Here is a 21,692-nt window from a genome sequence, read left to right as displayed (position 1 = left end):
TGGCTTTGGTCAATGCCCTTTTGCTGGGGGTGTATTTTTTGCTGGAGAAGAAAGGTGCAGATCTGTCTTTGAGCCTTGGCTGGAAAGGAAAAGAGCAGAAGGTGGATGTCGCCTCCGGCTCTTCCTGTCGTCATCTGCCTTCGCAGTATTGTGATCAGGGCAGGTGGGTCAAGGTAAAAGGCTATGAAGGAGCCTCTTTTTGGGCGCTGGCCTATCGGCTTCCGGCAGGCACGCCTTCGTTCCGTAATTGGCGGCGCGCTCCTTCCGCCGGGAAGCCTTCCGGCAAGATTCCCCCCGGTAGATTGGCCGCGTCATGCGGTGGCGTAAAATGGTGGCCAGGCTTTCGGTGGCTGGCGGGCTTCCCAAAGATGGGCGAACAGATAGCGGGTCGGCTTGGAAGGCGCTAACGAATCGCTACCCCCTCGAGGATGACCCGTGACCCCCTCTGACAAGAGCCTGCTGCAGGCCCTGAGGGGGCTTTGGCGGCCTGCAACCGCCTCGCGGTGAGATGAACCAGGGGAGACTGCGCCACGTTCACAAAAAAACCGGACGGGTTTGCCGCCCGGTGGATTACTTGGCGGAGAGGGCGGGATTCGAACCCGCGAGGCCCCTTTCAGGGCCTACCCGCTCTCCAGGCGGGCGCGTTAGGCCAGGCTACGCTACCTCTCCGTATCGGGACACTTTGCGTGCGCAATTATACCATCCCCCCCTGCCAGGTGCCAAGAGAAGAACGATGACTCCTTCACGCATCTGTGCCCTTGGCGAGGCGTTGCCGCAACTGCTGAAGCGCCTCTTGGGTCAGGCGGAAGCGCCAGGGGATGCTTTTCCATGGCTCGGGCACTCGGTTTAGGCCCACCCGGGGGCCGGTGATTACCCAGTTGTCGGGAATGGGTATGCCGGTCTCGAAGAATAAGGGGGCTTTAGGAGCACCCAGGTCCAGACCGTGAAAGCCTCCGTCGATGCCCAGCGCCCGGCATAGTTTGGCCGGGCCGTCGGCCCAACGCGGCATGGGATGGGGGGCGCGGCGCTGCGCCATGCGCTCCAGCCCCTCGGTGGGCCACAGGGCGCGAATGAGCACTGCCGCCGGGAACCCTTCCCGCTGGGTGACCACATTGAACAGCCAGTGCATCCCGTAGGTGAAGTACACATAGGCCATGCCCGGCGGGCCGTAGAGCAGGCGGGCGCGGGGCGTAGGGCCGTGGCGGCAATGGCAGCCCTGATCCTCTTCGCCGATGTAGGCCTCCGTTTCGATGATCACCCCGGCCAGGCGTTGGTCGCCTTCCAAGCGCACCAGCCGCGCGCCCAGCAGGTCGCGGGCCACCGCCAGGGTGGAGCGGGCGAAGAACTCACGCGGCAGACGCGCGTTCACGGTCCAGTTGCTCCAACACGGCGGGGAGTTGGTCGAGGCAGGTGATCACCGGGCAGGGGGCCTCGGGGAACAGCCCCTCGGGGTCCAGCAAAACGGGGTGCAACCCGGCGGCCTGGGCCCCCAGCACATCGGCGTAGAGGTTATCGCCCACATAGGCGGCTTCGTGGGGCGCTATGCCCAGGCGTTCCACCGTGTGATGGAAAATGGCGGGGTTGGGTTTCCAGAGGCCCACTTCCCCGGCCGCCAGGGCCAGATCGAAGTACCCCTCCAGGCCGATTTCACTCAAGTAGCCGTTGAGGGGTTCGCTGCGGTTGGTCAGCACGGCCAGCCGATAGCCCCGGCGGTGCAGGGCCTCTAAGGTGGCCGGCACGGGGTCCGGCACCACATCGGGCGGTTCTTCCACGGCGCGCAATTCTTCCAGAATGCGCGGGGCCAGTTCGGCGGCCTTTTCCGGCGAGCAGCCCAGGATTTCCAGGCGGCGTTGGGTGTAGGCCTGCCAGAAAGAAGGTTCGCCTTCGCCGTGGGTGCGGAGCATCTCCAAAAGCTCGTCCGAGCCGGCCCAGAAGCGATGAGCCCAACGCTTGAGACCACGGCGGGCCTCGGGGGGCACCGGAACGCCGAGGCGTTGCGCTGTGTCCAGGAACAGGTCGGGCCAGGATGGCCGATTGTGGCGCAGGGTGCCGTCCAGGTCGAAAAGTACGGCGCGCAGAGTCATATTTTTCCTCCCAAAGGGGTGACAGGCGTCACCCACCGATTTGGCTCATGGTGCGGTTGAGGGGCACCTCGCCCTGGGCCAGGCCGTGGCCCCAGGGTTTGGCCCAGGCGGCCTGCACGATGAGGCGACGGAGTTCCTCGTTGCTGGCCCCCTGGCGCAGTGGGGTGAGCAAATCCACTTCACGCTCCCGCAGCAGGCAGAGGCGCAACTGACCGTCGGCGGTCAGACGCAGGCGCGTGCAGGCCGCGCAGAAGGGTTGACTCACCGAGGCGATGAAGCCGATGGTGCCCCGGGCTTCGGACAGGCGGTAAAGGCGGGCCTCGCCATCCAGCCGTCCCCCGTTCACCGGGCTCAGCGGGCCCAGCGCGGCGGCGATGCGCGCCTGCATCTCTGCGGCGGTGACCACCATCTGGCGCTGGATGTCGGTGGCCCCGGCGAAGGGCATCATCTCGATAAAGCGCACCTGCCACGGGTGCCTGAGGGTCAGCGCGGCCAGGTCCACCACATCCTCTTCGTTGTAGCCCCGCACCACCACCGCGTTGAGTTTCACGGGTTGCAGCCCGGCCTCCTCGGCCGCCTGGATGCCGTCCAGCACATCCTCCAGGTCGCCCCAACGGGTGAGGCGGCGGAACTTGCCGGGGTTGAGGGTATCCAGGCTAATGTTCACCCGTTGCAGCCCGGCCTTGGCCAACGGGCGCGCCAGGCGGGAGAGCAGGATGCCGTTGGTGGTCATGGTGACCTGACGGATGCCCGGCGTTCGCGCGATTTCCCGCACCAGGTCCACAATCCCGGCCCGCACGGTGGGCTCGCCGCCCGTGAGGCGGATTTTTTCGACTCCTAAGGAGGCGAACAGACGCACCAGGCGGAGGATTTCCTCATCCTGGAGTAGTTCGTCCGCGAGGCGAAAAGTCATATCCTCGGGCATACAGTAGATGCACCGCAGGTTGCAGTGGTCGGTGACGCTGATGCGCAGGTAGTTGAGGTGACGCCCAAAGCGATCCAGGGGCATGGCGTGGCTCCCGAATAAAGTAGAAGAAAATCTAAGAAAAGTATACTCGGAAACGCCGTCGGGGTAAAGGCCGGACCTCAGGGGTCGGTTACATCCACCGAGCGGATGCGCAACCCCGGAGGGGCATCCGGTTCCCCCGGGGTCCGAGGCGGAAGGGTTTTCAGGAGGTCCAGCCCTTTTATCACCTGCCCAAACAGGGTGTAACGGGCGTTGAACTGGGGCGCGGCGGTCAGGGTGATGAAGAACTGACTGCCATTGTTTGGGGGCCCATCGTTGTATAGTCCCACCCGACCGGGGCGATCGAAGGTCAGGTCGGGGGCGATTTCGCGCACAAAGGTGTACCCTGGGTGCCCCAGGCCGGTTTCCGAAGGATCGCCTGTGCGGGCCCATAGCCCGGGGCGCACCTCGAAGAAGGTGTTCTCATTGTACCAGCCCTGACGGGCGAGGAAGACGAAACTGCTCACCGCCATGGGGGCCTGGTCGGGGTAGAGTTGGAGCACGATATCCCCGGCTTCGGTGTGCAGGGCGGCGAAGCGCGGGGCAGTGAGGTTGCTCAGCCGCGGCGGGCACTGGCTGAACTGGCGGGCGCTCAGGGCCTGGAGGCGCACCAGCGTGCTCAGGCTGTTCCAGTCCCAGGGGCCGGGATAGAACTCGCCGTTGAGGTAGAGCAGGGGGACGCCGGGGAGACCGATACGTTGGGCCTCTTCTCGGGCGGCGAGCAGGGCGACCTGCAGGTCTGGCGCGTCGAGGTCCTGGGCGAAACGGGCCACATCCAGCCCCACCTGGCGGGCCAGGCCTTGCCGATAGGCGTGGAAATCGGCTTCGCTGAGGTTGCGCCATTGGGCCTGCTCGGCGAGGAGCCGGTCGTGGAAGGGCCAGAAAGCCCCCTGGCGGGCGGCGGCCTCGGCCGCCTGAGCGGCCAGCAGCGCCTTGTCGTACTGATTGATCAAGGGCAGGGGGCGAAACACGCGCCGCACGGCTTCGGGATAAGCCTGCCGCAGACGCGCCAGGAGGGCGTTCATCGCCGCGCTGCTGGGGTCCTGGTAGTCGCCGTACATGACCAGGACGACGGGGGCGTCTGCGAGGCCTTCGCTGTGGTCGTCGGGGCGCAGGTAGGGCGGCGTGCCCTGGAGGGTGGGGGCGGGCTGGCGCACGGAGGTGCAGGCGATGGTACCCGGCGCCGCCGTGACCAGGGAGGAGGTGGCCTGGGGGGGCGCTACAGAGGGCATGGATGCGGTGGCCGGGGCCTGGGCACAAGCCGCTAACAGAATGAGCATGATCAACCAGGCGTAAGCGCGCATGAGCATCGTCCTAAATCGTCCTGAAGGGAAGGTTTGGCCTATCCTGGCCGAGATGGATGGGCATGGGGTGTCCACCCGCAAAGTCGCGGCTTTGGTCGAAGAGGTCTTGGGGTTCGAGGTTTCCTGGGCCACGGTGAGCCGGGCGGCTCAAGACCTGGACGAGGCGCTGCAGTCCTGGCGGGAACGGCCCTTGGGTGAGCAGCCCTGCCGCTATCTTTACCTGGATGCCTACTACGAACATGTGCGCGTGGATGGGCAAATCCGGGATGTGGCCGTGTTGGGGGCGGTAGGGGTGTGGGCGGATGGCCACCGGCGGGCGCGGGTGGTGAGTATCTTTCCCCATGAAGGGGCTTGTCTGCGGTTGATGAGCGCCGTGCTGATGGAGCAGGAGGCCACCGGGCGCTTTTACCTCCGCTTTGAAGGAGCCGCGGAAAGGACAACCTGACGGACTAAAGACCCATGTTGAAGCGTTCCTGGGCCTTCGAGGACGCCACTGTTGGCCCCTTTTTACAGAAAAAACTTGACCCTATCTCACATAGGGGTAATGATGAGGCAAATCATGCCACGTTGCCCAGACAATCTCCCCAAAAGGGTTCAGGCGCATCTCGCCGTCCACGACTTCTCCGAAAAAGTAAGGTGCGGCGGTAAGTGCAAAAAGTGACAAAATAGGCCCCTGGTTGGGTGTAATCGTATCCCGGAAGGCGTAAGCCTTTGCAAGGCATAGGCTTTCCTCAAAACGGTGTTTGGCGGCTTACGCGGGCTTCTGAAACACCTCCCACACAAAGCGGCGGGGGTCAGGGCGGGGCTGGTGGAAGGGGGCAAAGACGGTCTGGGCCTGGCGCAACAGACGCTCGCCGAAGCGTCGGTGGGTCGCGTCGTCCAGCCCCCAGTAGAGGGTGTAGGCCCGCTGGAGGGCCCCTTCGACCACTTGAGCCGGATCTACGGTGGGCGTCCATTGCGCCGGGGTGAGCTTCCCCTCAGGCTCCAGGAAGCGCCGGAGCACCAGGAGCACATCTTGCTGGTCGCGCCAGGCGGGGCGGTTGAGGTCGTAGCCGGCCTCGCGTAGCATGGCCCGCCAGGTGGCCATCACCCAGCCTACCACCGAGCCGGGGAGGTGCTCCATATAGCCGAGAAAGAGCCGCCCGCCGGGTTGCAGCACCCGAACCGCCTCGGCCACGGCGCGGGGCAGATCTTGCATCAGGTGCAGGGTGTGCACCGTCATCACGGCCTGGCATGACCCGGCGGGGAGGGGCAGGGCGTGGGCATCGGCCAGGATGGGGACAACGCGAGGCAGGGGGTGGGGCTGCTCCGCCGTGAAAGAAGCCAGCCAGGCGAGCAGGTTGGCCTGCAGGCGGTTTAACATGCGGGAGGAGAGGTCGAGCGCCAGCACCCGGTAGCCTTGCCGGGCCAAAGGAATGGCCCAACGTCCGGTACCGGCGCCGATGTCGGCCACGGTGGCCGCTTCGGGCAGGTAAGCCGTCAGGGCGGTGACCACGGCGGAGACCACTTCCGGCGGGTAAGGGCGTTTGCGTTCGAATTCGACCGGGTCGCCCTGGTAAGCGGTAGAAGATAGGTGGGGGTGGTTCATTTCGGCAGCCTTTCCCGGCCTACGGTGCCGCCGGGGTGGGCGTGGGCGCGGCCTCTGGCTGCCCCACGGCCCGCAGCAGGTGGTCGTAGGACCACATCCAGGCCATGCGTTTGAGGAAGGCGACCGCCGAGGGGCTTTGCGCCCGCAAGCGGCGCACGGCAGCGCCTACGGGGTCCTCCCCGGCGGCGCCACCGGGGGCGGCGGCGTAGGCCCCGTAGAAGGCAAAGTAAGCCTGATTGAGTTTGCGGATGTGGTAGCCGTGTTCCCAGAAGAAGCGGCGGCGTTGTTCCATGTAGGCCTCGGCCTCTTCCACTTTCCCTTCGGCCAGCAAGCGGTCCACGGTGACGCGGGTCTTGTGCATCTCGGCGCGGAAGTCGAAAGGCGGCGGCTCCTGAGCCGACGGCTGGGAAGACGCCGCGGGTGGCGGTGGAGGCGGCGGGACCTGGTCCGGGTAATATCGCTCCAGCACCTGCCGGCCCAGTTCCTGGCCCACGATGGAGGCGGTGGTCTCGTTCATGGTGCGCAACGCCGGAGAAGCGTTGTAGCGCCAGCCCAGCGGATGCCAGTCCAGGTAGTTGTGGGTCCATTCGTGGACGATGGTGTCGAGCAGCCAGGGCAGGTTGGTGGTCTGCATGATCATGGTGGGGTACACGCCTACGCCGCCCACCGGCACCACTAAGGTGGAGACATTGAAGGCCCGGGCCACCTTGTCTTCCAGGGCGATCTGCTCGTCCAGGGGTAGGTCGGGCCGCAGGGAGATGTTGGCGTCCTGGCGGATGACCTCGCGGGGCGAGACGATGAGCGCCATAGGGACGGCGCTCAAATGGAAGAGCACGGGCGGGAAGGGGTGGCCAAAGAGGTCGCCCAGGCCCTGCTCAGCGAGCACGGTGCTCACCTGCTCCTGCAGGATGGCCTCCACGGTGGGGGCGATGGCGTCTCGCTGAGCGTAGAGGCGGCGCAGGGTTTGGTGTTGCGCCTCCAAAGCGGCCTGGCGTTCGTTCGCGCTCAGGTTGGGGTCGCCGTACAGACGTTGCAACTCGCCCTCGGCGCGCTGGATTTGCCCCACGAGATCCAGATAGCGCAGCACCAGGTCGTGCTGTTCCTGGGGGGTGAGGCGGTCCTGGGGACGGGTGATGGCCGTTTGCAGTTTGATCCGCACCGCGTTCAACTCCCAGTTGCCGTAATCGAACTCCAAAGGGCGGGTGTAGGCGCGGATGCGTTCCACGCGGTTGGTCATGGGCACCGCGCTACCGGTGAGCACCCATCCCCAGAGGAAGAGATGGAGCAGGGCGATCCAGATTCGGAAGAGCCAGCGCTGAGCCTGGGACATTCTGCCTTGGCCTGATGAGGGATTACTTGCCCACATTGAACCGGATGTGCAGGATGTCGCCATCCTGCACCACATAATCTTTGCCTTCCAGCCGCAGTTTGCCCTGGGCGCGGGCGGCGGCCAGGCTGCCTACCTCGAGCAGCTCGTCGTACGCGATCACCTCGGCGCGGATGAAGCCCTTTTCCATGTCCGAATGGATGCCGCCGGCCGCCTCGGGCGCTGTGGCCCCTTGGCGGACGGTCCAGGCCCGCACCTCGTCCTCCCCCACGGTGAAGAAGGAAATCAGGCCCAGCAGTTCATAGGAGAGGCGGATGATGCGCGAGAGGGCCAACTCCTCGATGCCGTACTCGGCCATGAAGAGTTCGGCATCTTCGGGGGCGAGTTGCGCGATTTCCATTTCCAGTTGGCCGCGAATGGCCGCCACAGCGCTGTGCTGATGAGGATAGTCTATCTGGGGCGCTTCCTGGTCGTCGCCCAGGTTGAAGAGCACCAGCACCGGCTTGCGGGAGAGCAGGCCGAACCCCGAAAGCATCTTCTCCTCTTCGGGAGTGAGTTCCACATCCCGCAGGGGCTTTTCCGCCTCCAGGGCGGCGTGCAGTTTCTCGAACAACGCCTGCTCGCGGGCCAGGATTTGCTTATCCCGGGCGCCTTTTTTGCGTTCTTCTTCCAGGCGTTCCAGTTTGCGCTCCACAGTGATCAGGTCGTTGAGCAGGAACTCGGCGTCCATGGCCTCCAGGTCGCGCAGGGGGTCCACTTTGCCCAGAGGGTGGGGGACATTGGGGTCCTCAAAGCAACGGATGACATGCACGAAGCCCTCCATCTGGGTCAGTTGGTTGAGCAGCGGGCCGGAGATGTCCCCGCTGCCGCGGCCTTCTAGCCCGGCGATGTCGGCGTAGGTCACCTTGGCGTAAATGGTGCGGCGGGGCTTGAACAGGGCGCTCAGCGCGTCCACCCGGGGGTCGGGCACATCCACCACGGCGGTGTGCACCTCGAAGCGCCCGCCGCTCATGGTCAGCGGCTGATCGCCCCGGGTCAGGGCGTTGAAAATGGTGGTCTTGCCGCTTTGGGGTAGCCCAATGATGCCCAAACGCATGGCCGTACTCCTTGACCGGACTTTCGATTTTGAGTATACTTGCGATGCATGCCGAAGTGGCGGAATTGGCAGACGCGACGGACTCAAAATCCGTTGGGGCTCACACCCCGTGTGGGTTCGACTCCCACCTTCGGCACAGCGGACAGGCTGATGAGGCCCGTCCGATTTGCTTTAAGCGAGGGGATTATATCACGGGGTCGGGAAATTCCCTGGGGAAGGATGCCCTTGCGGGCTCAGGTGCCGTTCCCCAGGATCCCGTTGGGCCGGACCTCGGGGAGCGGCCCTGACCCCGGAGGGGTTGGCTTCTCCCGGAGGAAGAACAGTCCGTAGAAGGCCACCGCCACGGCGTAGAGGGCCATGGCCACCAGGAACACCGGCCCAAAGCCCCACCTGTCCTGCCACCAACTGCTGATGGGCGGGCTGATGAGCCGCCCCAGACTCCAGATGGCTCCCTGCAATGCCGCCATCACGCTGCGGGCTTCGGCGGGAATGCGTTCCATCACGAAGGCGTCGTAGAGCGGGTTGCTCATGTTCATCAGGGTCAGCCGGGCCAGATAGGCCGCCGCGCTCAGGGGGAACCAGGGGGCGAAGCCCAACAGGGCCATGAAGGGGATGGAGAGGCCCTGGGTCAGGGCCACCAGTTGAATTTTGCCCAAGCGATCGGCGATGGGCGGGGCGATGATCAGGCCGACGCCCATGGCTAAGGAGCCCCAGGCGAAAAGTTGCCCGATGGCCGGGTCGGAGAGGTGATACTTGAGGCGGTAGAACACATTGAAGAAGGGGACGAACAGCCCGGCGCCGAAGGAGATCAGCGTGGCCGGCAGGAGCAGACGGAAGAAGGTTTTGGGGTGGCGCGTCACCATGACCAGAGGGGTGAATCCGTTGCCCCGTTGGGCCGAAGGCGGGCGTTGGGGCGGGCGGATGAAGAGCACGGGGATCACGCCCAGCCAGGCGATGGCCGCGGTGATGCCCAGCGCGCCGGCGTAGGCGGGGCCGCTGGTGGCCGCCACGCCGCGCGCCGCAGCGATCCACGAGGGCAGGAAGCCCCCCACCGTGTTGCCGATGAAGAAAGCCCCCATGCGGATGCCGGAACTGAAACGGAACAGGTAGGCCCGTTCCCGCTGGCTGCTGTTTTCCATGAGGAAGGGGGCCTGGACTACCCGCGAGAAGGCCTGCGCCACGCCGATGAGCGCGTTGCCTAAGAGAAAGGTCGCCCAGCCCGGGGCGATCACGGTGACGAACAGTCCGGCCCCCAAAGCGATGGTGCGGCCATAGAGCGCCGGTTTGCTGCCGATGAGGCCCGACAGGTACCCCAAAGGCAGCATGAGGAGCAGTGCGGTGAGGTTGGTCGCTGCCACAAAGAGGCCCAGGGATTTCAGAGGGAACCCCACGCTGAGGGCGTAGAAGTTGAACAGCAGGCGGAACACGCCCATGCTGAGCCCGGTGGCCGCCACGCTGAGCAAATACCACCGGGCGTTGGGCTGAAAGGCGCGCAGGCGTTCCAGGTATTCGCGCAGAAGGCGTCGTACGGTGGGAGACATCAGTCGGCTCCGGACAAGGGATGCGGTTGTTCGATGGGGGCCGGGACGGACGTGGGCCTTTCCTCGCCCCAGAAGAAGCGCCAGTAAAGGTACACCGAAAGGGAGTACAGAGTGATGGTGCCCAAGAAGGAAGGGCCGAAGCCGTAGCGCTCTTGCAGCCAGCCGGAAATCATGGGGCTAAAGGCCCAGCCGAAGTTCCAGGAGAGGCTGACCAGGCTGGCCACCGTGGCGCGGGCGCTGGCTTCCACATGCTCCATGACAAAGGTCTGATACACCGGCCCGCTCATGTTCATCAGGGCCAGGCGCACGAAGTAGGCCGCTGCGCTGACCCAGAACCAGGGGGAGAAGCCCAGCAGCACCAGGAAGGGGATGGAGAGCCCCTGGGTGATCACCACCAGGGGGATTTTGCCGATGCGGTCAGCGATGGGCGGGGCGATGAGTAGCCCCACGCCCATGGCTAAGGAGCCCCAGGCGAACAGGTTGCCGATGACCGGGTCGGGCTGGTGGTGCACTTCGCGGAAGAAAAGGTTCATGAAGGGCATGATCAGCCCGGCGCCGATGGAGGTGAGCAGCATGGGCAGGATGAGTTTGGTCAACAGGCGGGGCTTTTTGGCCGCGTAAGCAAAGGGCGCGAAAAGCGAACGCTCCGCGTGCGGCAGGCGTTGCTCCCGAATCCAGAGCAGAGGCAACAGGCCGGTGAGCGAAAGCAAGGCCACGCCCACCAGCGCCCCGGCATAGGCCAGCGCGGCGGTGGGCGCCACACCTTGCCAGGCCGCGATCCAGGTGGGGAGGTAGCCCCCTATCCAGTTGCCCACGAAGGCGGAGGCCATTTGCAGGCCGGAACTGAAACTGAAGAGGTAGGTGCGTTCCTCTTCGTCGCTGTTTTCCATGAGAAAGGGGGCCATGGTGACGCCCAGCAGGCTTTGGGCGACGCCCGAGAGGGCGCTCATGGCGTACAGAGTGCCCGGAGCGGGCCAGAGCACCATGCCCAGCACGGCCACGGATACCGTGCCGGTGCCGATCAACAGGGAAGGCTTGCGCCCCAAGGAGTCGGCCAGGTAGCCCATGGGCAAGGTGGCCACCAGCGCCGCGAAACTGCTGGTGGTGATGAGTTGGCCCACCAAGGCCTTGTCGTAGCCCAGGCTGACCACATAGAAGTTAAACAACAGCCGAAAGACGCCCATAGAAGCGCCTGTCAGGATCACGCTGAGCAGGTACAGGCGGGCGTTGGGGCGAAAGGCGCGCAGGCGGGCGGCGTAGAGGGCCAGCCCGCGACGCACTCGCGGTAGCAAAGCGTTCGTCATCCGGGTTACACTCCGTTCGTGGTGTGGGGTGAGGAGATGGAAAATGGGCCTGTCCTTCCCCAACGGCTCGAGGGGCCTCTTGTTGCCCAGAAAAGGTAGCCAGACGCAGAGGCTATTCCTCGGCAGAAAGGGGCGCGCCATCGGCCGGGTCTTGGCGGAAAAAGGCTTCCAGTTGGGCCCACAGGGCCGCGATTTGCTCCCGCCGGGCGGCATAGCGCCGCTCGCCGTCCTCCAGACTCAGGTACACCAGCCCGGCCAGGCGCAGGGCGTGCAGGTGGTGCACCACCGTGGGGGGGCGCAAACGCAGCCGCCGCGCCAGTTGGCTGGGGGTGTGCGGGCGCTCGCTCAGATAGCGCAGGATGCGCAGCCGGGTGGGGTCGGCCAGGGCCCGCAGGCCGCGGAGCAGCGCGTCGGGGACCTCTTCTCCGGGGATGAGGGCGGTGCCCGGAGGTCGTGCGCCGAAGATAAGCAGCCCTTCTCCCTCGCCTGTGCGCCGAAAGACCACCAGAGGGGCCAGCCAGAACGAGGGAGCCAGGGTCAGGCGGGTGACCGTTTCGGCCTCCGGCAGCCGCACACCCTGGGTCAGATGGATCAACAGGTCATGCAGGGCCAGTTGGGCCGCCTGAACCTGGGCGGTGTGCAACGCCTCCTGAAGCAAAGGCACCAGCCGCTCTTCCTCTTCGACGAAAAAGGCTCGATGGTACTCCTGGAGAGCCTGCACCAAGGCAATGCCAAAGGTGGCTGCGTGGGCCCAGGCGTCCAGGCGCTGGACCAGGGCGGCTTTGCGCGGCGGCTGGGGCAGGTCGGCCAGGGCCTGTTGCAGGCGCGTCAGGTCCTCTTCGTCCCAGGCAGCCTGGCGGGCCACCCGCTCATAGACGGCCAGCGCTTCTTGGGGCACATCGGGCGCGCGGAAGAGACGAGGCAACCGCTGGGCTGGGGGATAGGCCTCCAGAGCGGCCAGCGCGGTGGCCGCGTTCTTCGGCGCAGGCAGATGGGCCACCCACGGCAAGGGCAAGGGAAACGCCCGGGTGAGGATTTCCAGCGTGCGTCGGGCCTCCTCCGAGAGGCGGGCCCGCACGCCCGCTGCCCAGGCCCGCCGCAGGCCGAAATCCTGCGGGTGATGCAGCACATACAGGCTGGCGAAGAAGTCGTAGGCCGTACCCCAATCCCAGCGCAGTTCGGTCATGGCTTCCCCTCCCAGGGGCGCGTCGCCGGGGGCATCCGGCGGACAGACAAGCAAAATCCCCGGGGGAGCGTGGTTTGGCCCTCCCCAGGGGAGGTTAGATTATAATCTAATCCTGGCGTGGCAACAAGGGGTGGAGGTAGCGGCGCGTGGTGCATTTCCCGGCGGGTTTTACGCCGAGGTGGTGGCTTCCTCTTCCCCCCGGAGGCCCCACCAGCCCAGCCAGACCCAGGGCGCGATGGCAAACAGACCCACCAAGGCCGGGCCGGGGAGCCCCAGCGCCGCGGCGTGGATCACATTCCCCAGCCCGATGAGGCCGTAGGCGAGCACGGCTTCGCGGTCGTCAGGATGGGAATGAGGCACGGGGGGGCTTACCAAGGCCAGGAAACTGCCCACCACCAACACGGTGGTCAGCCACCAGCCCGCGAAATTGTGAAGGGGAATGCCGAAATACGCTCCCTTCGCCTCCCAGACCCAATGCCGGTAGGCGGTCATCATTGGGTCCATGACCAGGTCCCAGGCGGTCATGATCATCCCGGCCAGGAGGGGCAACACCCAGCGCTGGCGGCGTGGGGGCCAAGGCCGGGGCAGGGCCCGCTCGGCGACCACCGTGGCGGGGTACAAGGCCATGAACCAGGCCGCCGGGATGAGGTAAGGCACCAGGCCCAGAAAGCGAGGGCCCAGTTTGGTAGTGTAGTGGTAAGGGCCGTAGATCCAGCCGGTGTACACCCCCACCGCTTCCAGGAGCATGGTCAGCAGGGTGGTCAGCGCCCAAAAGAGGGCGGCCCTGAGCCAACCGTAGCGCTGGCTGGCGTGGAGCAGTGCCACGCCCAGCATGGCCACGGTGCTCAAGGGGAGCAAAAAGGACGGAAAGGTCAGGGGCGTGAGAAAACACACCAGGGCGATGAACTCGGTCAGGGCGAAGAAGCCCAGCAACAGACGGCGGAGCAACACAATTCCTTTCATGGTACGGATGAACTCCTCACGAAATGGCAATGTTTTGGCAACGCTTATGGTGTACACTCAGGACAACGAAGGGGGAGGAAAAACATGCAGGAGGCAGGGGCCTGCAAAGATACCTTCAGGGGCTGAGGCAGCCAAGCGCCGGGGATCCAGGGCGCCCAGGGGGAGTGGCTGCCGAAATGTTTTAACTCTGCTTGGTATAATGCTTGCACGACTTATCGGCATCCTGACCCTTGAGATCTGGTGATGAACACCAAACGCCCTGCAGAAGACCTGACCGTTGAGGAATTGCGCCGCCTGCTCATCGAAAAGCAGCGCGAGCGGCGGCGACAGCGCCTGGAGCGTTTTCGGAAGACGGGGCGGGCGGTGGTGCTGGTGCCCGACGAACCCCATCCGCGGATGGAGCGCCTGCGCAGCCAGGAGGTGGCCGAGGCGCCGCCTCCCAGGCCGCGCACCTGGGTGGACCGTGTGCTGCTGGCCGTGGAAGTGTTGGCAGTCATCGCCTTTGTGGCGGTGGTGCTGGCCGTGGTCGGGTCGGTGAAGGCCATCAACGCCGATGTGGGGTTGAGCCTGCGGCAGCCCACCCCGACGCCCACGCCCTTAGTGATGGCGGTGGTGCTGCCCTCGGGCCATACGCCGCCCACGGACCCCGGCGGGGTGCGGCCCAACGAAGCGGAGATCCCCGAGCACCTGCGTCCCCTGGTGCAGGCCATGGCGGCCTTGCCCCTGCCCACGCCCGCGCCCGTCCAGGCCGTGCGCATTCAAATCCCGGCCATCGGCGTGGACGCTCCGGTGGTGCAGGGCGACGGCTGGGAGCAGTTGAAGAAAGGGGTGGGGCAGCATGTCGGCTCGGCCAACCCGGGCGAGCGGGGCAATGTGGTGCTTTCGGCGCATAACGACATCTACGGCGAAATTTTCCGTGACCTGGACAAACTGCGCCCCGGGGATCAAATCATCCTCTACACGCAGCAAAAGGCCTACACCTATGTGGTCACCGAGTCCCATGTGGTGGAGCCCACCGATACCAAGTGGCTGGCCCCCACCGACGAGCCGGTGGTGACGCTGATTTCCTGTTACCCTTATCTGGTGGACAACCAGCGGATCGTCGTCCGCGCCCGGCTGGTGGGGCGCCCCTGAGGGTAGGGCGGTTCCCCTGGGGGAAGTCCCTAAAACCGGATCCCCGCATGTCACCGGAGCCGGTTTTTTTGGCTCAGCCCGAGGTTTTTTCCACAACCCAAAAGTGGGACAAACCGAAAACCCGTAGCGGCGTCCTTTCCAGAGCGTGGAGCACGGCGCGCAGGGCCTTTCCCAGACGGGGGAAGCGGGCGATGATGTTGTCATACGCGCCGAAGATGACCGTGCGGTGCACGAAGCGCACCGGCAGGCTCTGGAAAAGGCGTTCCAAATCGCGGCGGGTGTACACGCGCACATGAGGGGCCAGACGGTCGCGCAGGGGGCGCGGCAGGTAGTTCACCAACGGGATGTTGCCAAAAATGTAGCGCCCGCGCCAATAGATGCCGTGGGTCTCGAAGGGGTAGCCTCGGTTGGGGCAGAAGATCACGATGCGCCCACCGGGCCTGAGCGTGCGCACCATTTCGCGCACGGCCTGGGCGTCGTCGGCCACATGCTCCAGCACCTCGTGGCTGAGGATGAGGTCGAAGGTGGCCTCGGGGAAGGGCAGAGCCTCCCCGGCGGCGTTGACGATGGCCGGGTTGCGCTCTCGGGCCTGGCGGGCGCGGGGGAAGTCGTATTCCAGCCCCACCACTTGCCCTCCGGCGCCCTGGCGTAGTTTTTCAACATACATGCCCACCCCGCAGCCGTTTTCCAGCACGCGCCCCGAGGCGCGGCCCTCGGCGGCCTGCAGAATCAGGCGCAACCGGCGCTCCTGGCCGGCGCGCCAGACATAGGAGGGCTCGCCCAGTTGGGCGGCCCGTTGGGGGGTGTCGTGAGGGGTGTTCGGCATCCGTCGCCCCTTCCGCGGTCAGGGGGTAGCCCCGGAATCGAGTGTCCCGGCCACGGCGATGGCCAGGCGCTCCGGGTCGAGGAAGCGCCTGGCGGCCTGCAGGATGCGCTCGGGGGTCACGGCGCGGATGAGGTCGGGGTAGCGTCGGTAGTAGTCCAGCCCCAGTTGGTAGCGCTCCAGGTGGAGCAGGGCCGATGCGGATCCCCGATTGGTTTCGAAGGAGAGGGGCAGGCTGCCGATGGCGCCCGACTGCACGTCGGCCAGTTCTTCGTCGGTCACCGGCTCGGTCACGAAGCGGGTCAACTCGCGTCGGATGAGCTCAATGGCTGGTTCCACGTTTTGCGGCGCCACGCCGGCGTGCACCGTCCACGGGCCCGGGCCGGGGCCGCCGCTCAGGCTGGAGTAGGCGTAGTAGGCCAGCCCGGCTTGCTCACGCACCACATCGCCGATGCGCCCCATCAACCCGAACTGGCCCAGCACGCTGTTGCCTAAGGCCAGGGGGATGTAGTCCGGATCGGTGCGGGAGGGGCCCGGGACGCCCAGCACGATGTCCGCCTGGCTCTTGTCGGGGATGAAGACCTCCTCGCGGCGGGTTTCGCGCAACGGGGGCAGCGGCGGCAGGGCGGCTGGCGCGGGCTGGGCGGGGTTCTGCCAGTCGCCCAGGGCCTGCGCCACCAGGGCCACGGCCTGCTGCGGCTCGATGCCGCCCACGATGGCGATGACCATGCCTTGGGGGCCGTAGTGGCGTCGGTGGAAGGCGCTCAAATCGTCTAAGGTGAGAGCGCGGATGGTGTCGGGCGTGCCGTCGTCGGGCCGGGCGTAGGGGTGGCCGTCATAGGCCAGGCGGTCGAAGGTGAGGTCGGCCATCTCGCCAGTGTTCTGCTCCCGCAGGGCCAGGCTGGTGAGCCATTGAGCCCGCAGGCGCTCCACCTGTTCCGCCGGGAAGGTGGGGAAGCGCAGCGCCTGGGCCAGGATGTCCAGCAGCAGGGGCAGGTCTTCGGCCAGGGCCTGGCCCCCGAAGCCGGTGGTGTGGGTGTGGCCGCCGATGCCCAGGCTGGCACCCCGGGATTCCAGGGCGTCGTAGAGCGCCTGGTGCTCGTAGTGCCGGGTCCCGCGCATCAGGGCCGCGGCGGTGAACCCGGCCAGGCCCAGTTTGTCGTCTGGGTCGTTCAGGGAACCGACCTGGAGGTACCCCTGCACGGCCACGGCCGGGCTGTGGGGATGGTGGCGGCCCAGCACGACGATGCCGTTGTCCAGTTCCACGCGCCGAATGTCTTCAGGGCCGGGAAGCGGATTACTCATGGTGCACCTCGACGGCATGGTTGGTGGGGAGGTAGGTGCCCACCACGCGGTTTTGGGGGCGCAGGTAGGCCTGAGCCATGCGTTGCACCTCTTGGGGCGTGACCTCGGCCAGGCGGTCGAGGAAGGTGAGGAACCAGTCCACCTGGGCGACCATGCTGCTGAAGCCCAGCCAGAAACCCAAGTTGGTGGTGCTCTCGCTGCCGTAGGCGAACAGGGCGCGAGCCTGTTTCACGGCCCGGGCCACCTCATCGGCCGGGGGCGGTTCGTCCTGGAGGCGGCGAACCTCCTCGTCGATGGTCTGCAACGCCTCCTCGGGCCGTCGGTCGGGCCGCAGGGTGACGGCGATGGAGAAAAGGAAAGGGTCCAGGGTGGCCTGGAAGCCCCCGCTCACCGAGGCGGCGATTTCGCCTTCGACCAGGCGGCGATACAGGCGTGAAGTGCGGTTGGAGATGCCGCCGCCGCTGATGTTCAGGTTGCTGGGGCCGGTGAGCAGGCTGTCCAGCACCAGGAAGGGGAAGAAGTCTGAGTCGGCGGCTTTGGGGGCGTGGTAAGCCACCTCGAGGAAGGCGGTTTCGCCGGGGCCTTCCACCACCACGCGCCGTTCGCCCCGCTGGGGAGGCTCGGGCCGCACCAGGCGCGGCGGCTCCGGCCCGGCAGGGATGGCGCCAAACGCGGCTTCGATCTGGCGCAGCATGGCCTCGGTTTGAAAGTCGCCCGCCACGGCCAGCACCGCGTTGTTAGGGGTGTAGTAGGTGCGGTAGTGGCGGTACAAATCCTCGCGGGTCATGCGCTCCAGGTCCGCCAGGTCGCCGATGATTTCGTGGTGATAGGGGTGGACGCGGAAGGCGGCGGCCTGCACCTCCTCGCCCAGCCGGAACTGGGGGCTGTTCTCGTTGCCCTGGCGCTCGGAGATGACCACCGTGCGCTCCCGTTCCACTTCTTCCGGGTCGAATAGGCTGTTCACCATGCGGTCGGCTTCCAGGTCCAGCGCCAGGTCGATGGCCTGGGCGGGCAAGGTCTCGAAATAGGCCGTCCAGTCGAGGAAGGTGAAGGCGTTCCAGAAGCCGCCCTGGCGAGAGATGGCCTTGTCCAACACGCCGGCGGGGTACTTGGGCGTGCCTTTGAATTGCATGTGCTCCACCCAGTGGGAGACGCCGGTCCGGCCGGTGGGTTCGTCGCGCGAACCGACGCGATACCAGACCCAGTGGCTGATCACTGGGGCGGTGTGCACTTCGAGCAACAACACGTTTAGGCCGTTGTCCAGCGTGGTGCGCAACGGTTGCGGCATAGGCTCCTCGTTTTCAGGGGGATGCAGGTCTGGGCTCCGTCGAGAGGTGGAGCCAGGAGCAGAAGGGTTCCAAGAGGGGGCACAGCACCGGCCCCCAGGAATCCGGGGTTTGCGCCAGCAATTGCTGGTAGGGGGCCACCACCTGTTGCAGGCCGACAAAAGGCTGGTGCAACTCGGTCTCCTTCAGCGGGATGTTGACGGGAACCGTGAGGTCCACCGGAACCTGGGTGCTCACGGGCACGGTGATGTTCAATTTTATCGGCAACTGGGTGCCTTTGGGAAGGACGATGTTGGCCGGAGCGCCGATGATCTGCAGCCCGCCAGTGACGAGGTTGACCCTGGCCCCCCGGATGACCACATCCTGGGTGAGGGTAACTACGGTTTCGGTCTCCACGGGCAGGTCGAAGACCACGGGGATCTGGTCGTGCACCTCCACGGTGGTGCGGATGACGGCGGCGTCCATGGCGGCGAAGTTGGCGCTCAGGCCGCCCAAGAGTTGATCCTGGACGATGTGCTTCAGGGTGAACAGGTGCTGCGCTAGAACAATCAGCACGGCCAGGAGCACGATGTTCACCGTGAGGGAGATTACCCCGGCCACAGTCCAGAAAGCCGGGCCGATTTTCCCCTGCCAGATGAGGTTGAGCCACCAGGGACGCTCCCCGGCGCGCGTTTCGGTTGCCGGTTGGGCCATATCACACCTCCCCGGAGTGCGTTGCCTAATCTTAGCATAAGTTGGCGCTCAGGAGGCGCAGGCCAGAATGATGTCGCGGGGCAGGGTGGGGCCGTAGTACACCAGGCCGGTGTACACCTGCACCAGGGTGGCACCGGCCTCCCGTTTTTCCAGGGCGTCTTCGGGACGCAGCACGCCGCCAACGCCGATGATGGGCAACCGACCGCTCGTGCGCTGATGGATGGCCTGGATCATCGCCGTGCTGTGGGCCCGCAGGGGGGCGCCGCTCAGCCCGCCGCGCTCGCGCTGCCAGCGGGCAGGCAGCCCCTCCCGGCTTATGGTGGTGTTGGTGGCGATGACCCCATCCACGCCTGCTTGCAACAGCACATCCAGGGCGTCGTCCAGCGCCGCGTCGTCCAGGTCCGGGGCCAGTTTGACCAGCAGCGGGGGGCGGGATCTCGGGAGAGTGGCCCGATCCCCGAGGTCCTGCAACGCCCGGACGAGGGGGAGCAGCAGGCCTTCCAGGGCGGCGCGGGCCTGCAGGCGGCGCAATCCCTCGGTGTTCGGGGAACTCACATTCACCACCAGGTAATCGGCCAGAGGGGCGAAGGTGCGGGCCAGGGCGAGGTAATCCTCCACGGCGCGTTCGTTGGGCGTGGTCTTGTTCCGGCCCAGGTTGACGCCGAGGATGAGGCCGGGCGGACGGGGGCCGCGCAGGCGCTGCGCCACGAAAGCCGCCCCCCGGCTGGGAAAGCCCAGGCGGTTGAGGAGAGCCTGCTGCTCGGGCAGGCGGAACAGACGGGGCTTGGGGTTGCCCGGCTGGGGGCGCAGGGTGACGGTGCCTACCTCGATGTGGCCGAAGCCTAAGGCAGCCAGCCCACGCCAGGCCAGGGCGTCTTTGTCGTACCCGGCGGCCAGCCCCACTGGATTGGAGAAAGTGAGGCCGAAAGCCCGTACGGGCACGGAAGGCAGGTCATGGGTGCCCAGCAGGCGGCGCACAGCGGCACTCAGGGGCGGCAAAGCCCCCACCAGGCGCAGCAGGCGTAGGGTGAGCCCGTGGGCCGTCTCCGGTGGGAGACGAAAGAGGAGAGAACGGAAGAAAGGATAGATCATCACGCCCTCGCTGGACCGGGGGCACGCCTGGCCCTGCCGGTCGGGGTAAGCGAGCACGGGTTCGCGGGCTTATTATACCCGCTGCGGTTCCTCCTCCCCTTTCCTCCCTTTTTCGTCCACGGGGGATGATGCGCAAATCGGGCCGGGAGTCTACACTTTGAACGAACGCCGAAGAAGGGGCTGGGGCATCACGGCCTCAGCGGGAACACCGGGACGAGAGGAGGAGAGAGCCCATTGCGTCAGAACCACCGCGTTGCTTCGCTTCAGGAAAGACCTCACGCCTCGGCGCGGTCTGCGGCCCCCGCCGGGCGGTCGGAAGCCTCCGGTGGCCGCGCGGCTCAGCGCGAGCGGGGGCGGATGCGGGCGGTCATGGACAGCATGATCCTGCATCTGCATCCCCCGCGGGTGCCCGTGCGCACATTGCGCTTCACCTACACCTGGGGGCTGGGGGGCTTGAGCACCTTTTTGTTGGTATTGCTCATCGTCACAGGGATTTTGCTGGAAATGCGGTACACCCCCAGTGCGCCGCAGGCCTATCTGGATGTTTTGCGCCTGGAGAGCCAGATCCCCTTCGGGTCCTTCATCCGCGCGTTGCACCACTGGGCGGCCAACCTGTTCCTGGTGACCGTGGGGTTGCATTTGCTGCGGGTGTTCCTGACCGGTGCCTACCGCCCGCCCCGGGCGCTTAACTGGCTGGTGGGGTTAGACCTGCTCCTCCTGGTGGCCCTGGCCAACTTCACGGGCTATCTCTTGCCGTGGGACCAGTTGGCCTATTGGGCAATTACGGTGGGCACTGGGATTTTGACCTATCTGCCCTGGGTGGGAGATTCGCTGAGCCGTTGGCTGCTGGGGGGCGCTGAGGTCAGCGGCCACACCCTGCTGAATTTCTACACCCTGCACATCAGCGTGATCCCCATTTTGCTGGTGGCGCTGGCCAGTTACCACTTCTGGCGCATCCGCAAGGATGGCGGGGTGACGGTGCCAAAGAAGCCCGGCGAGGTGCTGACCCGGATCGAGCGGGTGACCACCGTGCCCTATCTGGTGCGCTGCGAATTGGTGTACGCCCTGATGTGGGGTGCGTTGTTGATGGCCTGGGCCATGGTTCACCCGGCCCCGCTGGAGGGCATCGCCAACCCCAATCTCAGCCCCAACCCGGCCAAGGCGCCCTGGTACTTCGCGGGCCTGCAGGAGTTGCTTCTGCATTTCCATCCCCTGGTGGCGGCCATCTTTCTGCCTGGGGCGGGGTTGACGGCGCTGGCTGCGTTGCCGTGGCTGGATAGTAACACGGAGAGCACCGGCGTCGCCTTTCGCACCCGCCGGGGCCGTGACCTCGGCCTTATCGCTGTGGGGCTGGCCCTGCTTTTCACGCCCGCCTGGGTGCTGGCCGATGCGTACCTCCTGGACTGGGTGGCCTGGTTCCCCGCTTGGCCCACCTGGGTTTCCAACGGCGTGCTTCCCCTGGGGGTGCTGACCCTGGGGGGCCTGATGACGCATTGGGTGCTCCAGCGGGCGCTGGGGCTGCGGCGGGAAGAAAGCGTGCTCTTTTGGTTCCTGTTCTTCCTGACGGTTTTCGGGGTGCTGACCGTTGTTGGTGTGTTTTTCCGCGGCCCCAATATGGCGTTGTACTGGCCGTGGGCCATGCCTGCCTCGCCGTTGCACTGACCGGACCTGAACTGGACCCTACCTCTGGGGAGGTGGTTTGCGATGACCAAACAGAAACCCACACCTGAGAACTTCTCTCGGCGCGATTTTCTCAAACTGGGAGGCGCCGTGCTGGGAGGCGCGTTGACCCTGGAATTCGGGGGCGTGCTCTTGCGTTACATGGCCCCACGCCCCATCGAGGGCCAGTTCGGCGGCATCATCACCGCCGGTGCGGTAGAGGATTTCCCGCCCGGTACGGTGACGCATTTCCCGGAGGGCAGGTTTTACCTTTCGCGCCTGCCCGACGGGGGCTTTTTGG

The 21,692-nt window shown here is 66.0% G+C and carries 19 protein-coding genes, 2 tRNA genes and 1 pseudogene; 5 read left to right on the top strand and 17 right to left on the bottom strand.

Annotated features, from left to right (window positions below):
• Nucleotides 1-575: 575 nt before the first annotated feature.
• From G4O04_06870 to G4O04_06850, 5 genes are all read right to left on the bottom strand, one after another.
• Nucleotides 576-669, bottom strand: a tRNA-Ser gene (locus G4O04_06870).
• Nucleotides 670-742: 73 nt separating this feature from the next.
• Complete coding sequence (locus G4O04_06865; GenBank protein ID HEY58240.1) at nt 743-1,369, bottom strand: DNA-3-methyladenine glycosylase; 627 nt, start codon at nt 1,367-1,369, stop codon at nt 743-745.
• Nucleotides 1,347-2,084, bottom strand: a complete 738-nt coding sequence (locus G4O04_06860; protein ID HEY58239.1) for an HAD family hydrolase — start codon at nt 2,082-2,084, stop codon at nt 1,347-1,349. Before G4O04_06860 ends, G4O04_06865 begins: the two co-directional genes overlap by 23 nt.
• 28 nt (nt 2,085-2,112) lie before the next feature.
• Nucleotides 2,113-3,093, bottom strand: coding sequence for a GTP 3',8-cyclase MoaA (gene moaA, locus G4O04_06855; GenBank protein ID HEY58238.1), 981 nt, complete (start codon nt 3,091-3,093; stop codon nt 2,113-2,115).
• A gap of 77 nt (nt 3,094-3,170) precedes the next feature.
• Entirely contained in the window at nt 3,171-4,394 is a 1,224-nt protein-coding gene (locus G4O04_06850) for a thioredoxin domain-containing protein (GenBank protein ID HEY58237.1), read from the bottom strand.
• Here G4O04_06850 and G4O04_06845 point away from each other — a divergent pair.
• A complete protein-coding gene (locus G4O04_06845; protein HEY58236.1) occupies nt 4,393-4,839 on the top strand; it encodes a hypothetical protein in 447 nt (148 codons plus the stop codon). The genes G4O04_06850 and G4O04_06845 overlap by 2 nt on opposite strands.
• A gap of 306 nt (nt 4,840-5,145) precedes the next feature.
• On the opposite strand, the gene G4O04_06840 is transcribed toward G4O04_06845, so the two are convergent.
• From G4O04_06840 to ychF, 3 genes are read right to left on the bottom strand one after another with little or no spacing between them, the layout of a single operon-like run.
• Complete coding sequence (locus G4O04_06840) at nt 5,146-5,982, bottom strand: class I SAM-dependent methyltransferase (protein HEY58235.1); 837 nt, start codon at nt 5,980-5,982, stop codon at nt 5,146-5,148.
• Between the two features lie 19 nt (nt 5,983-6,001).
• Nucleotides 6,002-7,312: a hypothetical protein gene (locus tag G4O04_06835; protein HEY58234.1), complete on the bottom strand. Its 1,311-nt coding sequence runs from the start codon at nt 7,310-7,312 to the stop codon at nt 6,002-6,004.
• Between the two features lie 22 nt (nt 7,313-7,334).
• Complete coding sequence (gene ychF, locus G4O04_06830) at nt 7,335-8,405, bottom strand: redox-regulated ATPase YchF (protein ID HEY58233.1); 1,071 nt, start codon at nt 8,403-8,405, stop codon at nt 7,335-7,337.
• Between the two features lie 50 nt (nt 8,406-8,455).
• On the opposite strand from ychF, the gene G4O04_06825 reads away from it, so the two are divergent.
• Nucleotides 8,456-8,541, top strand: a tRNA-Leu gene (locus G4O04_06825).
• 97 nt (nt 8,542-8,638) lie between these two features.
• Here the strand turns inward: G4O04_06825 and G4O04_06820 are convergent.
• The 4 genes from G4O04_06820 to G4O04_06805 form a co-directional block, all read right to left on the bottom strand.
• The gene (locus tag G4O04_06820) at nt 8,639-9,946 is read right to left on the bottom strand and encodes an MFS transporter (protein HEY58232.1); all 1,308 of its coding nucleotides are present in this window, start codon (nt 9,944-9,946) and stop codon (nt 8,639-8,641) included.
• Nucleotides 9,946-11,250 carry an MFS transporter gene (locus G4O04_06815; protein ID HEY58231.1) on the bottom strand — a complete coding sequence of 435 codons (1,305 nt, stop codon included), beginning with the start codon at nt 11,248-11,250 and terminating at the stop codon, nt 9,946-9,948. The genes G4O04_06820 and G4O04_06815 overlap by 1 nt, the downstream gene beginning before the upstream one ends.
• A gap of 112 nt (nt 11,251-11,362) precedes the next feature.
• The gene (locus G4O04_06810) at nt 11,363-12,436 is read right to left on the bottom strand and encodes a transcriptional regulator (protein ID HEY58230.1); all 1,074 of its coding nucleotides are present in this window, start codon (nt 12,434-12,436) and stop codon (nt 11,363-11,365) included.
• Between the two features lie 168 nt (nt 12,437-12,604).
• Entirely contained in the window at nt 12,605-13,399 is a 795-nt protein-coding gene (locus tag G4O04_06805; GenBank protein HEY58229.1) for a carotenoid biosynthesis protein, read from the bottom strand.
• Between the two features lie 243 nt (nt 13,400-13,642).
• Here G4O04_06805 and G4O04_06800 point away from each other — a divergent pair, with 243 nt between their 5' ends.
• Nucleotides 13,643-14,533 (top strand): class D sortase, encoded by an 891-nt coding sequence (locus G4O04_06800; GenBank protein HEY58228.1) that lies wholly within the window; start codon nt 13,643-13,645, stop codon nt 14,531-14,533.
• A gap of 73 nt (nt 14,534-14,606) precedes the next feature.
• Here the strand turns inward: G4O04_06800 and G4O04_06795 are convergent, their stop codons facing one another.
• From G4O04_06795 to G4O04_06775, 5 genes are read right to left on the bottom strand one after another with little or no spacing between them, the layout of a single operon-like run.
• Nucleotides 14,607-15,359 (bottom strand): class I SAM-dependent methyltransferase, encoded by a 753-nt coding sequence (locus tag G4O04_06795; GenBank protein HEY58227.1) that lies wholly within the window; start codon nt 15,357-15,359, stop codon nt 14,607-14,609.
• An 18-nt stretch (nt 15,360-15,377) separates the two neighbouring features.
• Entirely contained in the window at nt 15,378-16,661 is a 1,284-nt protein-coding gene (locus G4O04_06790) for an insulinase family protein (GenBank protein ID HEY58226.1), read from the bottom strand.
• Nucleotides 16,654-17,949, bottom strand: a complete 1,296-nt coding sequence (locus tag G4O04_06785) for an insulinase family protein (protein HEY58225.1) — start codon at nt 17,947-17,949, stop codon at nt 16,654-16,656. The genes G4O04_06790 and G4O04_06785 overlap by 8 nt, the downstream gene beginning before the upstream one ends.
• 13 nt (nt 17,950-17,962) lie before the next feature.
• Nucleotides 17,963-18,640 (bottom strand): hypothetical protein, encoded by a 678-nt coding sequence (locus tag G4O04_06780; GenBank protein ID HEY58224.1) that lies wholly within the window; start codon nt 18,638-18,640, stop codon nt 17,963-17,965.
• A 48-nt stretch (nt 18,641-18,688) separates the two neighbouring features.
• Nucleotides 18,689-19,732: a quinone-dependent dihydroorotate dehydrogenase gene (locus tag G4O04_06775; GenBank protein HEY58223.1), complete on the bottom strand. Its 1,044-nt coding sequence runs from the start codon at nt 19,730-19,732 to the stop codon at nt 18,689-18,691.
• A 369-nt stretch (nt 19,733-20,101) separates the two neighbouring features.
• On the opposite strand from G4O04_06775, the gene G4O04_06770 reads away from it, so the two are divergent.
• Both G4O04_06770 and G4O04_06765 read left to right on the top strand, forming a co-directional pair.
• The gene (locus G4O04_06770) at nt 20,102-21,394 is read left to right on the top strand and encodes a cytochrome bc complex cytochrome b subunit (protein HEY58222.1); all 1,293 of its coding nucleotides are present in this window, start codon (nt 20,102-20,104) and stop codon (nt 21,392-21,394) included.
• A 195-nt stretch (nt 21,395-21,589) separates the two neighbouring features.
• Nucleotides 21,590-21,692, top strand: a pseudogene (locus G4O04_06765) (Rieske (2Fe-2S) protein).

The organism is Anaerolineae bacterium (assembly GCA_011176535.1).
Lineage (GTDB): Bacteria > Chloroflexota > Anaerolineae > Anaerolineales > DRMV01 > DUEP01.
The sequence above is the reverse complement of the archived record's forward strand: the minus strand, read 5'-3'. Positions and strand labels throughout refer to the sequence as shown.